The organism is Faecalibacter sp. (genome assembly GCF_057177045.1).
Map to the genome: position 1 here is coordinate 2,652,863 of NZ_CM169987.1, position 15,361 is coordinate 2,668,223.

The 15,361-nt window shown below is 33.4% G+C and carries 16 protein-coding genes; 11 read left to right on the plus strand and 5 right to left on the minus strand.

Features of this window, described 5'->3' with window-relative positions; genetic code table 11:
- The first annotated feature begins 131 nt into the window (after positions 1 to 131).
- The 9 genes from kdsB to AC1QSP_RS12365 all read left to right on the plus strand — a co-directional run bounded on the left by kdsB (position 132) and on the right by AC1QSP_RS12365 (position 8,373).
- A complete protein-coding gene (kdsB, locus tag AC1QSP_RS12325) occupies positions 132 to 860 on the plus strand; it encodes a 3-deoxy-manno-octulosonate cytidylyltransferase (protein WP_322970956.1) in 729 nt (242 codons plus the stop codon).
- 164 nt (positions 861 to 1,024) lie between these two features.
- Positions 1,025 to 1,570: an HNH endonuclease signature motif containing protein gene (locus tag AC1QSP_RS12330; protein WP_484078953.1), complete on the plus strand. Its 546-nt coding sequence runs from the start codon at positions 1,025 to 1,027 to the stop codon at positions 1,568 to 1,570.
- An 83-nt stretch (positions 1,571 to 1,653) separates the two neighbouring features.
- Positions 1,654 to 2,334 (plus strand): LolA family protein, encoded by a 681-nt coding sequence (locus tag AC1QSP_RS12335; RefSeq protein WP_484078954.1) that lies wholly within the window; start codon positions 1,654 to 1,656, stop codon positions 2,332 to 2,334.
- Between the two features lie 96 nt (positions 2,335 to 2,430).
- Complete coding sequence (locus AC1QSP_RS12340) at positions 2,431 to 4,395, plus strand: site-specific recombinase Gcr (RefSeq protein WP_484078955.1); 1,965 nt, start codon at positions 2,431 to 2,433, stop codon at positions 4,393 to 4,395.
- 2 nt (positions 4,396 to 4,397) lie between these two features.
- Entirely contained in the window at positions 4,398 to 4,844 is a 447-nt protein-coding gene (locus tag AC1QSP_RS12345) for a deoxycytidylate deaminase (protein ID WP_484078956.1), read from the plus strand.
- On the plus strand, positions 4,844 to 6,430 hold the full coding sequence (locus AC1QSP_RS12350) for a S41 family peptidase (protein ID WP_322970951.1): 1,587 nt from the start codon (positions 4,844 to 4,846) through the stop codon (positions 6,428 to 6,430). Before AC1QSP_RS12345 ends, AC1QSP_RS12350 begins: the two co-directional genes overlap by 1 nt.
- Position 6,431: 1 nt before the next feature.
- Complete coding sequence (gene xerA / locus AC1QSP_RS12355) at positions 6,432 to 7,322, plus strand: site-specific tyrosine recombinase/integron integrase (protein WP_484078957.1); 891 nt, start codon at positions 6,432 to 6,434, stop codon at positions 7,320 to 7,322.
- A gap of 7 nt (positions 7,323 to 7,329) precedes the next feature.
- Positions 7,330 to 7,845 carry an NUDIX domain-containing protein gene (locus tag AC1QSP_RS12360; RefSeq protein ID WP_484078958.1) on the plus strand — a complete coding sequence of 172 codons (516 nt, stop codon included), beginning with the start codon at positions 7,330 to 7,332 and terminating at the stop codon, positions 7,843 to 7,845.
- A 3-nt stretch (positions 7,846 to 7,848) separates the two neighbouring features.
- Positions 7,849 to 8,373 carry a DUF4136 domain-containing protein gene (locus AC1QSP_RS12365; RefSeq protein WP_484078959.1) on the plus strand — a complete coding sequence of 175 codons (525 nt, stop codon included), beginning with the start codon at positions 7,849 to 7,851 and terminating at the stop codon, positions 8,371 to 8,373.
- A 3-nt stretch (positions 8,374 to 8,376) separates the two neighbouring features.
- Here AC1QSP_RS12365 and AC1QSP_RS12370 read toward each other — a convergent pair whose 3' ends face one another.
- The 3 genes from AC1QSP_RS12370 to AC1QSP_RS12380 all read right to left on the minus strand — a co-directional run bounded on the left by AC1QSP_RS12370 (position 8,377) and on the right by AC1QSP_RS12380 (position 10,187).
- Positions 8,377 to 8,853, minus strand: a complete 477-nt coding sequence (locus tag AC1QSP_RS12370; RefSeq protein WP_322970947.1) for a GNAT family N-acetyltransferase — start codon at positions 8,851 to 8,853, stop codon at positions 8,377 to 8,379.
- A gap of 85 nt (positions 8,854 to 8,938) precedes the next feature.
- Positions 8,939 to 9,409, minus strand: coding sequence for a hypothetical protein (locus AC1QSP_RS12375; protein WP_484078960.1), 471 nt, complete (start codon positions 9,407 to 9,409; stop codon positions 8,939 to 8,941).
- A gap of 13 nt (positions 9,410 to 9,422) precedes the next feature.
- Entirely contained in the window at positions 9,423 to 10,187 is a 765-nt protein-coding gene (locus AC1QSP_RS12380; protein ID WP_322970945.1) for an exodeoxyribonuclease III, read from the minus strand.
- Between the two features lie 117 nt (positions 10,188 to 10,304).
- Between AC1QSP_RS12380 and AC1QSP_RS12385 the strand changes: the two genes are divergently transcribed.
- Entirely contained in the window at positions 10,305 to 11,057 is a 753-nt protein-coding gene (locus AC1QSP_RS12385; protein ID WP_484078961.1) for a head GIN domain-containing protein, read from the plus strand.
- A gap of 42 nt (positions 11,058 to 11,099) precedes the next feature.
- On the opposite strand, the gene AC1QSP_RS12390 is transcribed toward AC1QSP_RS12385, so the two are convergent.
- Positions 11,100 to 12,494, minus strand: a complete 1,395-nt coding sequence (locus tag AC1QSP_RS12390; RefSeq protein ID WP_484078962.1) for an OmpP1/FadL family transporter — start codon at positions 12,492 to 12,494, stop codon at positions 11,100 to 11,102.
- Between the two features lie 35 nt (positions 12,495 to 12,529).
- Positions 12,530 to 13,744, minus strand: coding sequence for a hypothetical protein (locus AC1QSP_RS12395; RefSeq protein ID WP_484078963.1), 1,215 nt, complete (start codon positions 13,742 to 13,744; stop codon positions 12,530 to 12,532).
- A 114-nt stretch (positions 13,745 to 13,858) separates the two neighbouring features.
- Here AC1QSP_RS12395 and proS point away from each other — a divergent pair, with 114 nt between their 5' ends.
- Positions 13,859 to 15,337 carry a proline--tRNA ligase gene (gene proS / locus AC1QSP_RS12400; protein WP_484078964.1) on the plus strand — a complete coding sequence of 493 codons (1,479 nt, stop codon included), beginning with the start codon at positions 13,859 to 13,861 and terminating at the stop codon, positions 15,335 to 15,337.
- Positions 15,338 to 15,361 lie beyond the last annotated feature (24 nt).

The following is a 15,361-nucleotide window of genomic DNA, read 5'->3' on the forward strand; positions in this document are numbered from 1 at the left end:
TTAAAAATAATACAATTTTGAATGCTAACTTCATTGGACTTTCACTTAGGATGTAAATATACTTATTAATATCAAATGTTAGAAATTCAGAATTGAAATGATATTTTTAGTTACTTTGTAAATAAAATCTAATGAGAAAAATTGCAGTCATCCCTGCACGTTATGCAGCTTCTCGTTTTCCTGGAAAATTAATGCAAGTTTTGGGAAATAAAACTGTAATTCGAATGACTTACGATAATGTTGTGGCTACGCAACTTTTTGATGATGTTTTTGTGGTTACAGATCATGAATTCATCTATAATGAGATTACGAGTCATGGAGGAAAGGCGATTTATAGTACTAAAGAACATGAAACAGGAAGTGATCGTATTGCAGAAGCAGTAGCTCAATTGGACTGTGATATTGTCTTAAATGTACAAGGAGATGAGCCATTTGTAAATGAAAAAGCATTAGCGGATATTTTATCTTCATTTGATGGAGCAGAAGGGAAAAATGTAGATGTAGCAACTTTAAAGCAAAAAATTACATCAGAAGACGAAATTAATAACCCAAACGTAGTGAAAGTTATTACAGATGTTAATAATTTTGCACTGTATTTCTCAAGAAGTACTATTCCATTTCCACGAGAAACAAATTTTAAACCTGATTTTTATCGTCATATTGGTATTTATGCTTTTCGAAAAGAGGCTTTAATTAAGTTTTCAACTTTAGAAATGCGACCAATTGAACGAGCTGAAAAATTAGAGCAACTGCGTTATTTAGAATATGGTATGCGTATTAAAGTAATCGAGACAAATTTTGTAGGAGTAGGTATTGATACACCTGAAGATCTCGAAAAAGCAAAAGCCTTATTAAATTAACCTTGTTAAAACTTTAACAACAAATCTAAAAAGTTTGTTTATATTTGTCGTTCCAATCTAGAATTCTACTAAAAAAATCCTAATACTTAATCCTATGATGTAATGTTGTGCTTTTCGGTACGAATATTGTTGTTTATATATATAAGTAAGTTAAATTAGTGATTATGAGTGATTCATGGAAAGAGTATGAGTCTGAGGGTTTAATTGATAAAAGATCGTTTCTTGTTTCAGGAAGTGGTTTAGTCAAAAAACTTTACACAGGCCAAGACAAGTACAAAATTTTAGAAGGTGCAATTAATAATGGTTACCGTGCAATATGGGTAACTAAAGAAGATGGTAAAAGAACTGCGAAGTATGTTCATAAAATGGTTGCAGAAACTTTTTTACCAAATGAAGAGAATAAAGAGTATGTGATTCACTTAGACCATAATAAATTGAACAATAATATTGAGAATTTAAAATGGGCTACTTTAGAGGAGTGGAAAGAACATAACAAAGATTTATTCCGAATGATGAAGGGGCGTTCTCGATTAGATAGTATTCCTAACAGCAAATTATCTGAGAAAGAAGTTGTTCGTCTGAAAAAGAAATTAATGGACCCAAATCGTAAAACTAAAATCGCGACTTTGGCTAAGCAGTTTAATATTTCTCAAGGTCAAGTTTACCGTATTTTGAGAGGTGAAAACTGGTCTCATATTGAAGTTAAATAAACTAAAATTATAGTTTAGCATAAAAGGAGATTTTTAAATCTCCTTTTTTTGTTTGTATATTCAACCTTAAAATCGAATAAACCATGAAAAATATAATGTTAAAAATTAAATCAACTCTATTTACTTTCTGTTTAATGGCTACCGCATTATCTGCCCAAGATGTGGATAAAATTTTAGACAAAAATATGGAAGTGACGGGCGGAGAGAAGAGTTGGAATAATCTAAACAGTATCATTTTGAAAGGTGAGGCCATGCTGAATGTGGATTATTCTTATCCCATTACCATCAAACATCAACGTCCTTACTATAAAAAGGTAACATTTACGATTGATGGAAAAGAGATTTTAAACGAAGGATACGATGGTTCTAAAGGATGGACTTACAGTGAAATTCAAAAGAAAAATGTAGTTGTTCCTCATTATACTCCCGACGCCTTTGATTCTGATTTGTTGAAATACAAGCAAAAAGGGTTTAAAGTGCGATTAGTAGGAAAAGAAACTTACGAAGCAGGGAAGCAATGTTATAACATCGAATTAACTAAAAATAAAAATGTTTCACATTATTGTTTTGATGATAAATCTTATCATTTGGTGATGGAAACGAATCAAGATGAAACATTATTCTATAAGGATTATAAAAATTTCCAAGGATTATCTTTTGCGACCAAAATCATAGGGAAGCCGAAAGAAGGAGGAGAATATATCATTCGATTTTCAAATATAACGATCAATCCTTTTATCGATAAAAAAGAATTTAAATTCTAATTTATCCACCCAAAACCAACCAATTATAAATCGAAATAAACATCTGTATTGACGATAGAATGTTTATTTTTGTACCAATCTATAAAAAGATAATCTATGTCTTTAAACTCACTATTTGATCCAAATAAAGACTTCGATAAAAATTTTATAGTAGAAATTCTTGATAAAGCGCGTAAGAGTTCAAAAGACTCGATTACACTTTTTGATGAATTTATAGATACTATAGAAAATGATGAAATTAAAAGACGTTTCTTAATTAAACGATTAGGGAAAATCTTTATCAATATCAATTTTATTGGATATTTGGTAGATTCTGGTATTCATGTGGAAGAAGGTTTGTTTTCTATCTTCCGCAAACGAATTACAGATTTTATTCTCCCAGAAATTGAAGATAACAATGAGTTAACTTCTTTAGTGAACGAGGTTTTCTATGAAAACAAACGATATGAAGCGCTACGCCTAATCCCAAGAGATCGTTGGGATCGTTTTTTTAAAATTATTTTAAACGATTTTAGCGAAGAACAAGAAAAAAAGAAAGCTCAGAATATCCGTTATTCTTTAATGCAATCCATGATCATTTTAACCGATCGTATTGTGGGAGGATTTTCTGAAAAAGATATGATGCGCTACAGTTCAGAAGTGAATTATTTGGATAATCCCTTCTCGAAATTAGCGATGCAAATCAATCGTATTGTTGATAAACCTGACTTACCTTTTGATCATTTAGAAATTAAAGAAAGTATTGCCAATTGCCGTAAACTTTTGAACGATATCCTTACACAAAAAGATTACAAAGGAATATCTTTTGGTGTGGCTTCAAAAATTAATGTGCTCCAACAACGTTTGGTGCGATTGCAATTGGTGATAAATAGCTTCAATGATTTAAAACATAATGGGCTTATTGGTTTTTATACCAATGCGACAAAAACCTGGGTTGAATTTTATTCCCCTAAAAATTGGTTAAGCAATCAATTAAGTTCAACGTTATATTTAATCACTTTCCTTGTTACGTATCATAATGGTAAAACAGGTGAAAAATACATTACAACCACGGCAAAAGAATATGTTCGTATGTTTTGGACTGCTTGTGGTGGTGGATTAATCGTGGCCTTTTTGTGTTTCTTTAAAACATGGCTAGGGAATATTCCTAATGCCTCTATGTTTTTTAAAGGATTTACATTTAGTATTAACTATGCCATAGGTTTCACGACGATTTATTTACTGCATTGGACTTTAGCCACTAAACAGCCTTCGATGACTGCAGCCCGTATTGCAAGTTCATTGGTCACGAAATCAGGATCCGAAGTGAATGTAAAAAACTTTACAACCTTATTTGCACAATTATGTCGTAGCCAGTTGATTGCCTTTTTTGGAAATGTAATAGCAGGTTTTTCGGTAGCGATGCTGATTTTCGTTTTCTTAGATAAAGTTCTAGGGATGGAAGTGATTAAATATTCCAAAGCGTATCATTATTGGGAAGAAGTGGTAATTATGGATCCACAAATCTTCTATTATGGAGGAATTGCCGGAATATTTTTATTTATTTCAGGATTAGTTTCTGGGATGACGATTAATAATCAACGTTTTTATAACATACCTGATCGTGTTTACCATCATCCGGTTTTAAAACGTTTTTTTGGAACAGAGAAACGCAAGAAAATTGCTGGATGGGTAGAACGAAATAATGGAGGTGTAGTAGGTAATATTATTTTCGGATTTTTAATGGGATTTGCTTTTATTGTTGGAGAAATTTTAGGAATTCCATTTGATATTCGACACATTACTTTTGCAGCCGGAAATTTTGCCATTGGAATTGGTGGAATGGATTATCATTTTACAGATAAAGGCGCGATTGTTATTGGTTTTATCTCTATTTTTGGGATAGGATTGTGCAACTTTATTGTCAGTTTTTTACTTTCATTAATCTTAGCATTCAAATCCAATAACTTGCCTTTTTATAAAATATTTCCAATGACGATGCATATTATTAAGGCATTTTTTAGAAATCCATTACCATTTTTCATTCCACCTTTGTGGACTAAATCGAAAGAAGAAGCTTAGTGATGACGGAAATTAAAACAGCTAAACAAACAAAATACGACAAAGCCTATTTAAGAATGGCTTTAGAATGGGCCAAATTATCTTATTGTAATCGAAAGCAAGTCGGTGCGATTATTGTAAAAAACCGAATGATTATTTCGGATGGATATAATGGAACCCCAAGTGGTTTTGAGAATTGTTGCGAAGACCATGATGGAAATACCCAATGGTACGTTTTGCATGCTGAAGCAAATGCCATTTTAAAATGTGCTGCCTCTACCCAATCGACTGAAGGAGCAACCCTTTACATTACCATGTCTCCTTGTAAAGATTGCAGTAAATTGATTTTACAAGCAGGAATCAAACGAATCGTTTACATGGAAAAATATAAAGATTTTTCAGGTTTAGAATTTTTGGATAAAGCTGGAATTGAAATTTTACATCTTCCCTTGGAAGAACTCAACAATTAATGAATATATTCTTCAAAATATTAAATGCCATTCTTATAGCCTTAATTTTATTTCTGGTTGGTTTTCTTGTGGGGAAAAAATACGATTTTACTTACGATGAAAATGATGAAATTGTTGGGCTTCAATACAGTAATAATGAGCAGAAAATAAGAAGACTAGTTTCTTTAATTGATAATCAGTACGTTAACGAGGTTAATTCGGATAGTTTAGTGGATGAAGCCATCAATTTTATGGTGGGTAAACTTGATCCTCACAGTACCTATTTAAGCAAAGAAATGCTTAAACGTTCGAATGAAGAACTGAGTGGTGAATTTGTAGGTGTAGGGTTGAAATTTCGCGTAGTGAATGATACTGCTATTGTGAGTTACATTATGCCAGGAGCGCCCAAATCCAACCAAATTTTAAAATTTGGTGATCGTATTGTTCGAGTTGCCCAAACTTCAGTTGTAGGAGATGGATTAAAGCAATTTAATTCGTTGTTAAAAGGAAAAGTATCGACACAGGTTGAGGTTGAAGTTCTTCGCGCAAATCAGCTTGTGAAATTGAATTTAACCCGAGACCGTATCCCAGTTTCTACGATAGAAGGTAACCATATGATTACTTCGGATATTGGTTACTTAAAATTAACACGATTTACAGAAAAATCAGCATCAGAATTTCATGAGGCTTTACAAAGTTTATTGGATCGAGGGATGAAAACTTTGGTGTTTGATTTGCGTGGTAATCCAGGTGGATTAATGCGTTCTGCGGAAAAAATTGCCGATGAATTTCTAACGAAAAATGAACTTATTGTTTACACTCAAGATAAGTCAAAAACTAAAAAATATGTTTATGCTACTAATTATGGCTTATTCGAAAAGGGAAAGGTTTATATTTTAATTGATGAAAGTTCTGCTTCATCGAGTGAAATTGTTGCTGGTGCCATTCAAGACTATGGTCGAGGAACCATTGTGGGTCGCCGTTCTTTTGGAAAAGGATTAGTGCAGAAGGAAATCAATTTAGGGGATGAAACGAGAGTTCGTTTAACGGTTGCCAATTATTTTACACCATCGGGTCGATCAATCCAACGTCCTTATGATAAAGGCAATCAGGCATATGCCGATGAATTGTATCAACGCTTAAAGAATGGCGAATTATACAATAAAGATTCGATTAAAGTCGATGAAAAACTACGTTATGTTGCGCCATCAGGTAAAATTGTATATGGAGGTGGAGGAATCATTCCCGATGAATTTGTTCCTTTTGATGTTGCTTCAATCTCCAATTGGTTGGTGTATAATAATGATTCAAAATTTTATGAAGAATTTTTATTTAAAAAGGCAGACCGTTTGAATCAATTGTTTTTACTTCAAAACGAAAATACATACATTAAATATTTCGGTGCTGGGATTTTCAGACCCGAATTTTTAAAAATGTTAGGTGTTCCAAAAGAACAATTTAACGATAGTCTAGGGGCAACTTTAGACACTTATATCAAAGCCACAATTGCACAAGAAATTTTTGGTCCTAGAGCATTTCATGAAGTATGGAGCAAAGAAGACGAAATGATCAAAAAAGTATTAGAATTAGAAAACAGAGGATCTTAACATGCTTTGGAAAGACGCATTGTATGATTACAAAATGTATCTGAAATTAGAAAAAAGAGTTTCAGATAATACCATCGAAAATTATTTACGCGATTTAAAAAAATTAATCGAATTCTCCGATAAACTCCCATTAGAATATATGCAAGATGATATCACAGGATTTATTCATCATTATGCATCGTGCGAATATAGCGTTCGTTCACAAGCTCGATTAATTTCAAGTTTAAAGAGTTTTTTTGGGTATTTGCAATTGGAAGAATTTCGTGAAGACAATCCTGCCTCGATGTTGGAAACCCCAAAAATTGGGATGAAATTACCAGATGTTCTTTCGGAGGTAGAAATTGATCAAATGATTGAAGTTATTGATCTTTCGAAACCTGAGGGGCAACGTAATCGTGCCATTTTAGAAGTGTTATATGGGTGTGGATTGCGAGTTTCAGAACTGATAAATCTAAAAATTTCAGATTTATTTTTTGATGAAGGTTTTTTGCGTGTGATTGGTAAAGGAAATAAACAACGTTTGGTTCCAATTAGTGAATACACCATAAAATATGTTAACTTGTATAAAGATTTAATTCGTGTTCATACCAAAATTCAACCTGGTTATGAAGATGTCCTTTTCTTAAACCGAAGAGGTAAAGGATTAACTCGCGTAATGATTTTTACGATTGTAAAAGAATTATCGATTATTGGTGGAGTATCCAAAACCATATCTCCTCACACTTTTCGCCATTCTTTTGCAACACATTTATTAAAAAATGGAGCTGATTTGCGCGCCATACAATTGATGTTGGGTCACGAAAGTATATCAACAACTGAAATTTATACACATGTCGATCAAGAATTTATACGAGATGCCATATTAAATTTCCATCCCCGAAATAAAAACTAAATTAACTATGAAAAAATCGTTTCATTATTGTCCAAATTGTGGTTCAGAAGATATCACATTTGATTTTAGAAAATTTGTATGTCATTCTTGTGAAATGGTCTATTATCAAAATGTAGCCACCGCAACAGCTGTAATTTTGAGACGTAATGATGAGATTTTATTCACCGTTCGAAATAAAGAGCCTGAGTTTGGTAAACTTGATTTACCCGGAGGTTTTACGGATCCTGATGAAACCGCAGAGCAAACCTGTCAGAGAGAGTTAAAAGAGGAATTAGGAATTGAAATTCCATTAGAAAACTTTACATATTTGCTTTCTCAGCCTAATAATTATGAATATAAAACTATTCCGTATAAGACTTGTGATTTGATTTATGAAGCTATTTTTCCAACAGATAAAGATCTTGTGATAGAGGAGGAGGAAATTCAAGCTGTAAAATGGATGAAATTAAATGAAATAGATTTAAATCAGATTGGTTTTGTATCTTTAAGGAAAGCTGTAGAATATTATATCAAAAATCATTAGCCTATGAAAAATATAATCTTTATTCTTCTGATTTGTATGAGTTTTATCGGATGTAATTCTCAAAAAGTCAGTGTTGATTATGACCGACAAGTGAATTTCAGTGATGTTCGAACTTTTCAAATCGATCCTTCTGCAACGACTGGATTAAATGATTTAGACCAATCCCGTGTTTTTACGGCGTTGGAAAGAAATTTAAAATTCCGAGGCGTATTAAATTCAGATCAGCCTGATGTTATCATAAAAATTCAGCCAAGGGAATATGTGAGTACCAATACGGCATCTACGGTTGGCATTGGAGTGGGGACAGGAATTATGCGAAGAGTAGGTGGAGGTATCTCAGTTGGCGTTCCAGTACGATCAAAAAGTTTAAATCAGCAATATGTTGTGTCGATGTTACAAAACAATTCGCTGATTTGGGAAGGTATTCTTGATCTAAAAATGCCAATGAATGCTTCAGCTGATGTGAAGCAACAAAGCATTGATAAAGGGATGGAGAAATTATTAAAAAATTATCCTCCTCAACAATAAAAATTATTGATACTTAAAAAGAAGTGGATTTTCCTCTGAATTTTTAAGAACAGATTGTTCCAATAAACGTACAGTTGCAGGTTGAGACGGATGAGCTTTACCTGCAATTTTGTCTAAACGTAATTCGTTTATTCCATAATTCACTACAGCATTTAAGGCCTCTTTTCCATATCCTTTATTCCAAAATTTCTTTTTTAGACGCACATTAACAACGGGTCCATATTTTGTCTGGCGCATTCCTGCCCATCCGACAAATCGGCCACTCTTTTTTTCGAATGCTGCCCAAAGACCAAATCCAAATTCATGGTAGTGCTCAATCATTCGTTCTATAAAATATAATGCTTCGTCTTCTGATAAATAAGGTTTCTCGTTTACCGCTTTTGCAATGTCTTTATCGGAGTTCATTTGAAAAACTTCAAAAGCATCGAAATCAAGAAATTCTCTAAATACTAGAGATTTTGATTCACAAATCGTCTTCATGAAAGGTATTATGTATTTCTTACAAAGGTAAGGAGTATTATGACAATAAAAAAAGCCTTACTCTAATGTAAGACTTTATATTATTTTATTTCACTTTTTCTTGGATGTCTTGAATAAAGATTTGTTTTTTAAGCGCAATAATCTCATTGTTTTGAGTTTCTATTTTTGCTTCTAAATCTTTTGTTTGTTTCATCAATTCCTCCACTTGTTTTTCTTTATCTGTTAATTGTTGGAAAAATGTTTGAGATTTTTGACTTGTACTGTTTAATGCAGAATGCATTTCTTGTAATAACCCTTCAAATTCAGCTTGAGAAACATTCATTAAACGTTGTGCATTCGTTAATGCAGTATCTTTAATGTATAACTCTTTTTGTGTTTTCGCCAATTCAGCTTCTAACGATTCGATTTTATGGTTCGCTACCGTTAAATCACGTGTAACTCTTGCTTGCTCATCTAAAGAAGCGTAATAGTTATTTTCTAATTCATCGAATTTTTTCTGAGGAACACAGCTTGTAATTCCTGCTAAAACGATGCAACTTAAAATTATTTTTTTCATTGTGTTAAAATGATTAAAGGTCTAATTCAATTAAAATTGGGCAATGGTCTGAATGTTTTGCTTCAGGTAATATCGCAGCACGTACCATTTTATCTTCTAAAGTACGGCTCACCATATTGTAATCAATTCGCCATCCTTTGTTATTTGCTCTTGCATTTGCGCGATAGGTCCACCATGAATAGTGATGAGGTTCTTTTACGAAATAGCGAAAAGAATCAATCATTTCGCAATCTTTCATGAAACCATCAATCCATTCTCTTTCGATGGGTAAAAATCCTGAAACTTTAGCATTTCGAATAGGATCATGGATATCAATTGCTTCGTGACAGATATTGTAATCTCCACAAATGACTAAATTGGGATGACTAATCTTCAGTTCGCGAATATAAGATTTAAAATCCTCACAAAATTGCATTTTGAAATCCAATCGATCAATATTAGTACCGCTAGGTAAGTATAAACTGATGACAGAAACTTGATCGAAATCCAAACGGATAACTCGACCTTCACGATCAATATAATCAATTCCAGTACCTATTTGTACATGGTTTGGTTTTATTTTTGAAAAGATAGCAACTCCGCTGTAGCCTTTTTTTTCTGCAGAATGCCAATGGTGTTCATAGCCCAAAGCTTCAAAAGCAGAAGTTTCTACTTGCTCTTCTAATGCTTTTGTTTCTTGAACACAAAAAACATCTGGATTAGCTGCAGAAAGCCATTCGACTAATCCTTTCGTCATGGCAGCTCTAATTCCGTTAACGTTATAACTGATGATTTTCATAAGAAGCGAAATTAACAAATATTCAGGTTTTAAAATAATTTTAAAATAGATTTATAAAAACTAGATTTTTGATGTAACCTTTTGATTATTAAAGCGTCTTATTCTTAAAACATCAGTATGAAAAACTTTATTTTACCAATTGTAATGGCCGTGTCAACAATTTTATCCAGTTATACGGCAGATGTTCAAGAAATGAGACATCCACTAGGGATTGGAAATATTACAAATGATTTCAGTTCAACTACAGAAGTTCGTCACGTTTCGAATTTTGAAAAACTTTCAGTAAGTTCTGCTTTTATTGTTAAAATTTCAGATGGACATCAAAATGGGCAAATAAAAATCACCGCTCCTGATCATGCTTTACAAAAGATTAAATCAAAAGTGATCAATGGAGAATTGAAGCTATATGTTGAAGGAAAATTGCAATTGAATAGCAATAAAATTTTAATTGAATTTCCACATCAAAAGCTACGAAATCTTTCAATTTCTGGCGCTTGTAACGTAACGATAGATCATCAAATGAAAGTCGATAAGTTTAATGCCAATGTTTCCGGTGCATCGAAGTTGAAAGCGAATATTTTAAGTCATGATGTATCCATTGAAATTTCAGGGTCATCTACCGTACAATTATTAGGAAATGTTGGAAATTTAGATGTAGAAGCTACTGGAGCTTCAAAATTCGAAGGAGAGCAATTGAAGGCTAATATAGCAGAAGTTGAAGCATCAGGAGCAAGTAAAATTAAAGTTTGGGCTGTGAATGCTTTAGATATTGAAGCTTCTGGGGCAAGTAAAGTAGAATATGTAAATCAACGTGGCTTAAATCCTAAAATTAAAAAATCTGGAGTTTCTAAAGTTTCCGTTAAATCATAAAAAAAACCGGTTGAATTTCAACCGGTTTTTATTTATCTTTTATTAAAATTGCCAACCTAAAGTCAGTAAGAATAAACTGTTATTTAACTTCGCTTCTGGGGCGTAATAATTATTTAAATCCACATGATATAAATCGTTATCAACATAAGTTGCATTTCCAATTAAATATTGTGCTTTTTGCGTTTGATATTGATAAGCAGCATCAATATAAAATCCTCCGAAGTCATACCCTAAACCAGCACTAAATCGATTAATATCCCCAATAAATGGTTTATTCAGTGTTGTGTTGTTTAATGCATTATTCGTATTAGCGATATTTAATGTAATATCTGCATATGGCGATTGTACAAAATTATATCCTAAACGAGCTTTGAATTTGTTGTAACGGTATTCCCCCCCTACACGAATTTCACTTGAGTTCTTAACATATTGATCAATGAAATTATTATCTGACGTGTAACGATTACCAGGTTTTATTTCAGTATTTGAATTATTATGTAAAGTATAATCTACTCCAAAAGAGAAATTTTTATCCAATACAAAACCTAATGATCCGACAAAACGACCACCTCTGGTTAATTGATAATCATTTCCATATAAATTATAATTTGCTACTTGATCACCTTCATCGTTAAAACGTGCAGCATAGAATTCTTCAGATACATCATACCAAACGGGAGAATGATAAGCTACACCAGCACGGAAGTTGTGATTAAATTTATATAATGCCCCTAATGAGAATGAGAATCCATTACCGATTTCATTAAATGGTGTACCATCTAAATTATAGACATAGGTTTTATTTTCATTATCCGATTCCGCATACTGACTAAACTTTTGATAATTGGTCTCATGAAAGTTTAAACCTAAACCTAAGTAAAGCTTATTATCGTATGATGTGGCAAAATTTAATCCGAATTTGGATTTGTACCCATCAATTTGATCTGCATAACCTGCAAAACGATAAATATTTGATCCGTCCTCATTTGTAAAGTTAATATTAGGATTAGCATTTACTTGATTGATTCGATCAAATCGCTCATTTTGATAATTTACACCGATTGTAAAACGATTCCATTTAGAGTCATCAATATTGAAAACAAAAGTCCCTCCAAATTGCTGAAAGTCAAATTGTGAATCTTTATTCTCACGTGATGAAGCAAAAGTATTCGTATTTTTATATGAACCTACTCCAGCAGTAATTTGAACTTCTGATCCAATAGCAACTCCTAATCCAGCAGGGTTTTGTTCTGTAGAAGATATGTCACCTCCTAAAGCACCTACTGCACCACCAATTCCTGTATATTTTGCACTACCACTATTAATCCCTTGTCCGTAAAATTCAATTGCATTCGTCGAATACTGAGAACTAATACTTTGTTGAGCATATGTCATTCCACATCCTAAGACAAGGATATTGATAAATATTTTTTTCATTTTAATTGTTAAAAATAATCACTTATTATCATGGTTTATCTTCTACCAGATCCACCTCCAGATCTCATTCCACCACCTGTAGAACCACCCATTGAGCCTCCACCCATACGAGTTCCTGAGCTCGAAGGAGAATAACTTGGTTGATATGATCCTCTATCGTACGATTGAGTACGTGTTGGAGTATTGGATTGTTCTCTTGTACGAGATGGCTGATTTTGTCTTGTTCTTGTACCTTCTTGTCCGTAATTTCCTGTACGAATATTTGAATTAGGATTAATTTCACGAACTGGACGAACTTCACGCGTTGGACGAACGCCACCAGTTGTAGGAGTTTCTCTAATTTCTCTTGTAGGACGAACGGTCGGATTATTCGTATTTCCTGTATTTGTCATTGGTCTAACTTCACGAGTTGGACGAACGGTATTTGAATTATTTAATCCATTTGATGGTCTAACGTCACGAGAAGGATTTAATTCGCGTGTAGGTCTTGTCGAATTACCAGTACCTGGACGTGTTAAATTATTATTTCGACCTGCATTTGGATCAATTAAATCACGTCTTGGTCTTGTAGAACCATCATATATTGCATTTGATCGATAACCATAGTAATAGGGGTCGTAATAACGTGATCTCCACCCCCAGTTATAGCCATAGTAACCATAGTATCCCATGCCTCCCCAACCCCAAGGGTTGTAGAATCCATGATTCATACCATACCAACCACCGTAACCGCCATACCATGGGCTAGACCATCCCCAGTATGGATCATAAAATCCACCCCAAGATAATCCCCAGTTATAACCATAGAATCCCATTCCGCTCCATCCCCAAGGACGATACCATCCCCAATTGTTGTAAACCGAAATATTTACGCCATCATTACGTCCCCAATTGGAGTTGTTTGAAAATAGATTTCCGTAGTCGTTACCATATAATGAAGTATATCCATAACCATAAACATTTAAGTTTACATTATCTTTAGTTTGCTCTTCTTCTCCATAGAAGTAATCCTCAGCTCCGTTGCCATTGGCATCGAAGTAAGGTGAACCTACTCGAATTTCCCCGTTTTGTGCAGCCTGCTCATTTTCTAAGTCGGCATATGTTTTATCAGTATTTGGGTTATAATATACACCATCGGTTTCTACTTGGGCAGCAGATTGGTATGTACTACATGATGAAACACCCAAAATAACTGATAAGGGAACAGTTAATTTCAGTAAGTTTTTTGAAAATTTATAAACTTTGTTCATAAGATATGTATTTACTAAGTTTCTAATTAATAAATTTGTACTTTACTTTTATACTTAAAAGGCAATAAATATGCCAAGCAAAATTAAGTACTTTATAAACAAATATAGATAAATATGGCAAAATTAACAACTCGTGCTGAAGATTATTCTAAATGGTATAACGAACTTGTAGTCAAAGCGAACCTGGCTGAAAATTCAGGTGTTAGAGGCTGCATGGTTATCAAACCGTACGGGTATGCTATCTGGGAAAAATTACAGGCAGAATTAGACAAAAGATTTAAAGAAACTGGTCATCAAAACGCTTATTTCCCCTTATTTGTTCCTAAAAGTTTATTCGAAGCAGAGGAAAAAAATGCTGAAGGATTTGCGAAAGAATGTGCCGTTGTTACACATTACCGATTAAAAAATGACCCAGACAATGCTGGGAAGTTAATGGTTGATCCAGAAGCTAAATTAGAAGAAGAATTGATTGTACGTCCAACTTCGGAAGCCATTATATGGAATACATACAAAAATTGGATTCAATCGTATCGTGATTTACCAATCTTAATTAATCAATGGGCTAATGTTGTTCGTTGGGAAATGAGAACTCGTTTATTCTTACGTACAGCAGAATTCTTATGGCAAGAAGGTCATACAGCTCACGCGACACGTATTGAAGCGGAAGAAGAAGCCGTAAAGATGCAAGAGGTTTATCGTGATGTGGTAGAAAACTTTATGGCGATTCCAGTCGTTAAAGGGTATAAGACGCCATCTGAGCGATTTGCAGGAGCTGATGAAACGTACACGATTGAAGCGTTAATGCAAGATGGAAAAGCATTACAAGCAGGTACTTCTCACTTCTTAGGTCAAAACTTTGCGAAAGCATTTGATGTGAAATTTGCGACAAACGAAGGGAAGCAAGAGTATGTTTGGGCAACATCTTGGGGAGTATCTACGCGATTAATGGGTGCATTAATTATGACGCATTCAGATGATTTAGGATTAGTATTACCTCCTAAATTAGCTCCAATTCAAGTGGCAATTGTTCCAATTTATAAAACTGCTGAACAATTAGAAGAAATTCGTCAAGTTGTGGATAAAATTCAATCGGAATTAAAAGCAAAAGGAATAACTGTGAAGTTTGACGATGACGATAAAACAAAACCAGGTTGGAAATTTGCTGAATACGAATTAAAAGGTGTACCTGTTCGTATGGCTATTGGACCTAAAGATTTAGAAAAAGGTCATGTTGAAGTCGCTCGTCGTGATACTTTAGAAAAGCAATTTATTGTTTTAGATGAGGTGGTTGAAAAAACAGAAGTGTTATTAGAAGATATTCAAGCAAATTTATTCCAAAAAGCTTTTGATTACCGTACAGAGCATACGACTGAAGTTTCAAATTTTGAAGAATTTAAAGATGTTTTAGAAAATAAAGGAGGATTTATTTCTGCTTTATGGGATGGAACGGCAGAAACAGAAGAAGCAGTGAAAGATGCGACAAAAGCAACGATTCGTTGTATTCCTCAACATTTTGAAATTCCTACGGAAGGCGTTGATATGTATTCAGGAAAACCAGCGAAGTATCGTGTTTTGTATGCGAAAGCTTATTAATCTAAATTAATGATATAAAATAGA

Bases quoted from the DNA above. Each gene is read 5' to 3' on its own strand.
- kdsB (WP_322970956.1), top strand. From the start codon at position 132: ATGAGAAAAATTGCAGTCATCCCTGCACGTTATGCAGCTTCTCGTTTT.
- AC1QSP_RS12330 (WP_484078953.1), top strand. From the start codon at position 1,025: ATGAGTGATTCATGGAAAGAGTATGAGTCTGAGGGTTTAATTGATAAA.
- AC1QSP_RS12335 (WP_484078954.1), top strand. From the start codon at position 1,654: ATGAAAAATATAATGTTAAAAATTAAATCAACTCTATTTACTTTCTGT.
- AC1QSP_RS12340 (WP_484078955.1), top strand. From the start codon at position 2,431: ATGTCTTTAAACTCACTATTTGATCCAAATAAAGACTTCGATAAAAAT.
- AC1QSP_RS12345 (WP_484078956.1), top strand. From the start codon at position 4,398: ATGACGGAAATTAAAACAGCTAAACAAACAAAATACGACAAAGCCTAT.
- AC1QSP_RS12350 (WP_322970951.1), top strand. From the start codon at position 4,844: ATGAATATATTCTTCAAAATATTAAATGCCATTCTTATAGCCTTAATT.
- xerA (WP_484078957.1), top strand. From the start codon at position 6,432: ATGCTTTGGAAAGACGCATTGTATGATTACAAAATGTATCTGAAATTA.
- AC1QSP_RS12360 (WP_484078958.1), top strand. From the start codon at position 7,330: ATGAAAAAATCGTTTCATTATTGTCCAAATTGTGGTTCAGAAGATATC.
- AC1QSP_RS12365 (WP_484078959.1), top strand. From the start codon at position 7,849: ATGAAAAATATAATCTTTATTCTTCTGATTTGTATGAGTTTTATCGGA.
- AC1QSP_RS12370 (WP_322970947.1), bottom strand. From the start codon at position 8,853: ATGAAGACGATTTGTGAATCAAAATCTCTAGTATTTAGAGAATTTCTT.
- AC1QSP_RS12375 (WP_484078960.1), bottom strand. From the start codon at position 9,409: ATGAAAAAAATAATTTTAAGTTGCATCGTTTTAGCAGGAATTACAAGC.
- AC1QSP_RS12380 (WP_322970945.1), bottom strand. From the start codon at position 10,187: ATGAAAATCATCAGTTATAACGTTAACGGAATTAGAGCTGCCATGACG.
- AC1QSP_RS12385 (WP_484078961.1), top strand. From the start codon at position 10,305: ATGAAAAACTTTATTTTACCAATTGTAATGGCCGTGTCAACAATTTTA.
- AC1QSP_RS12390 (WP_484078962.1), bottom strand. From the start codon at position 12,494: ATGAAAAAAATATTTATCAATATCCTTGTCTTAGGATGTGGAATGACA.
- AC1QSP_RS12395 (WP_484078963.1), bottom strand. From the start codon at position 13,744: ATGAACAAAGTTTATAAATTTTCAAAAAACTTACTGAAATTAACTGTT.
- proS (WP_484078964.1), top strand. From the start codon at position 13,859: ATGGCAAAATTAACAACTCGTGCTGAAGATTATTCTAAATGGTATAAC.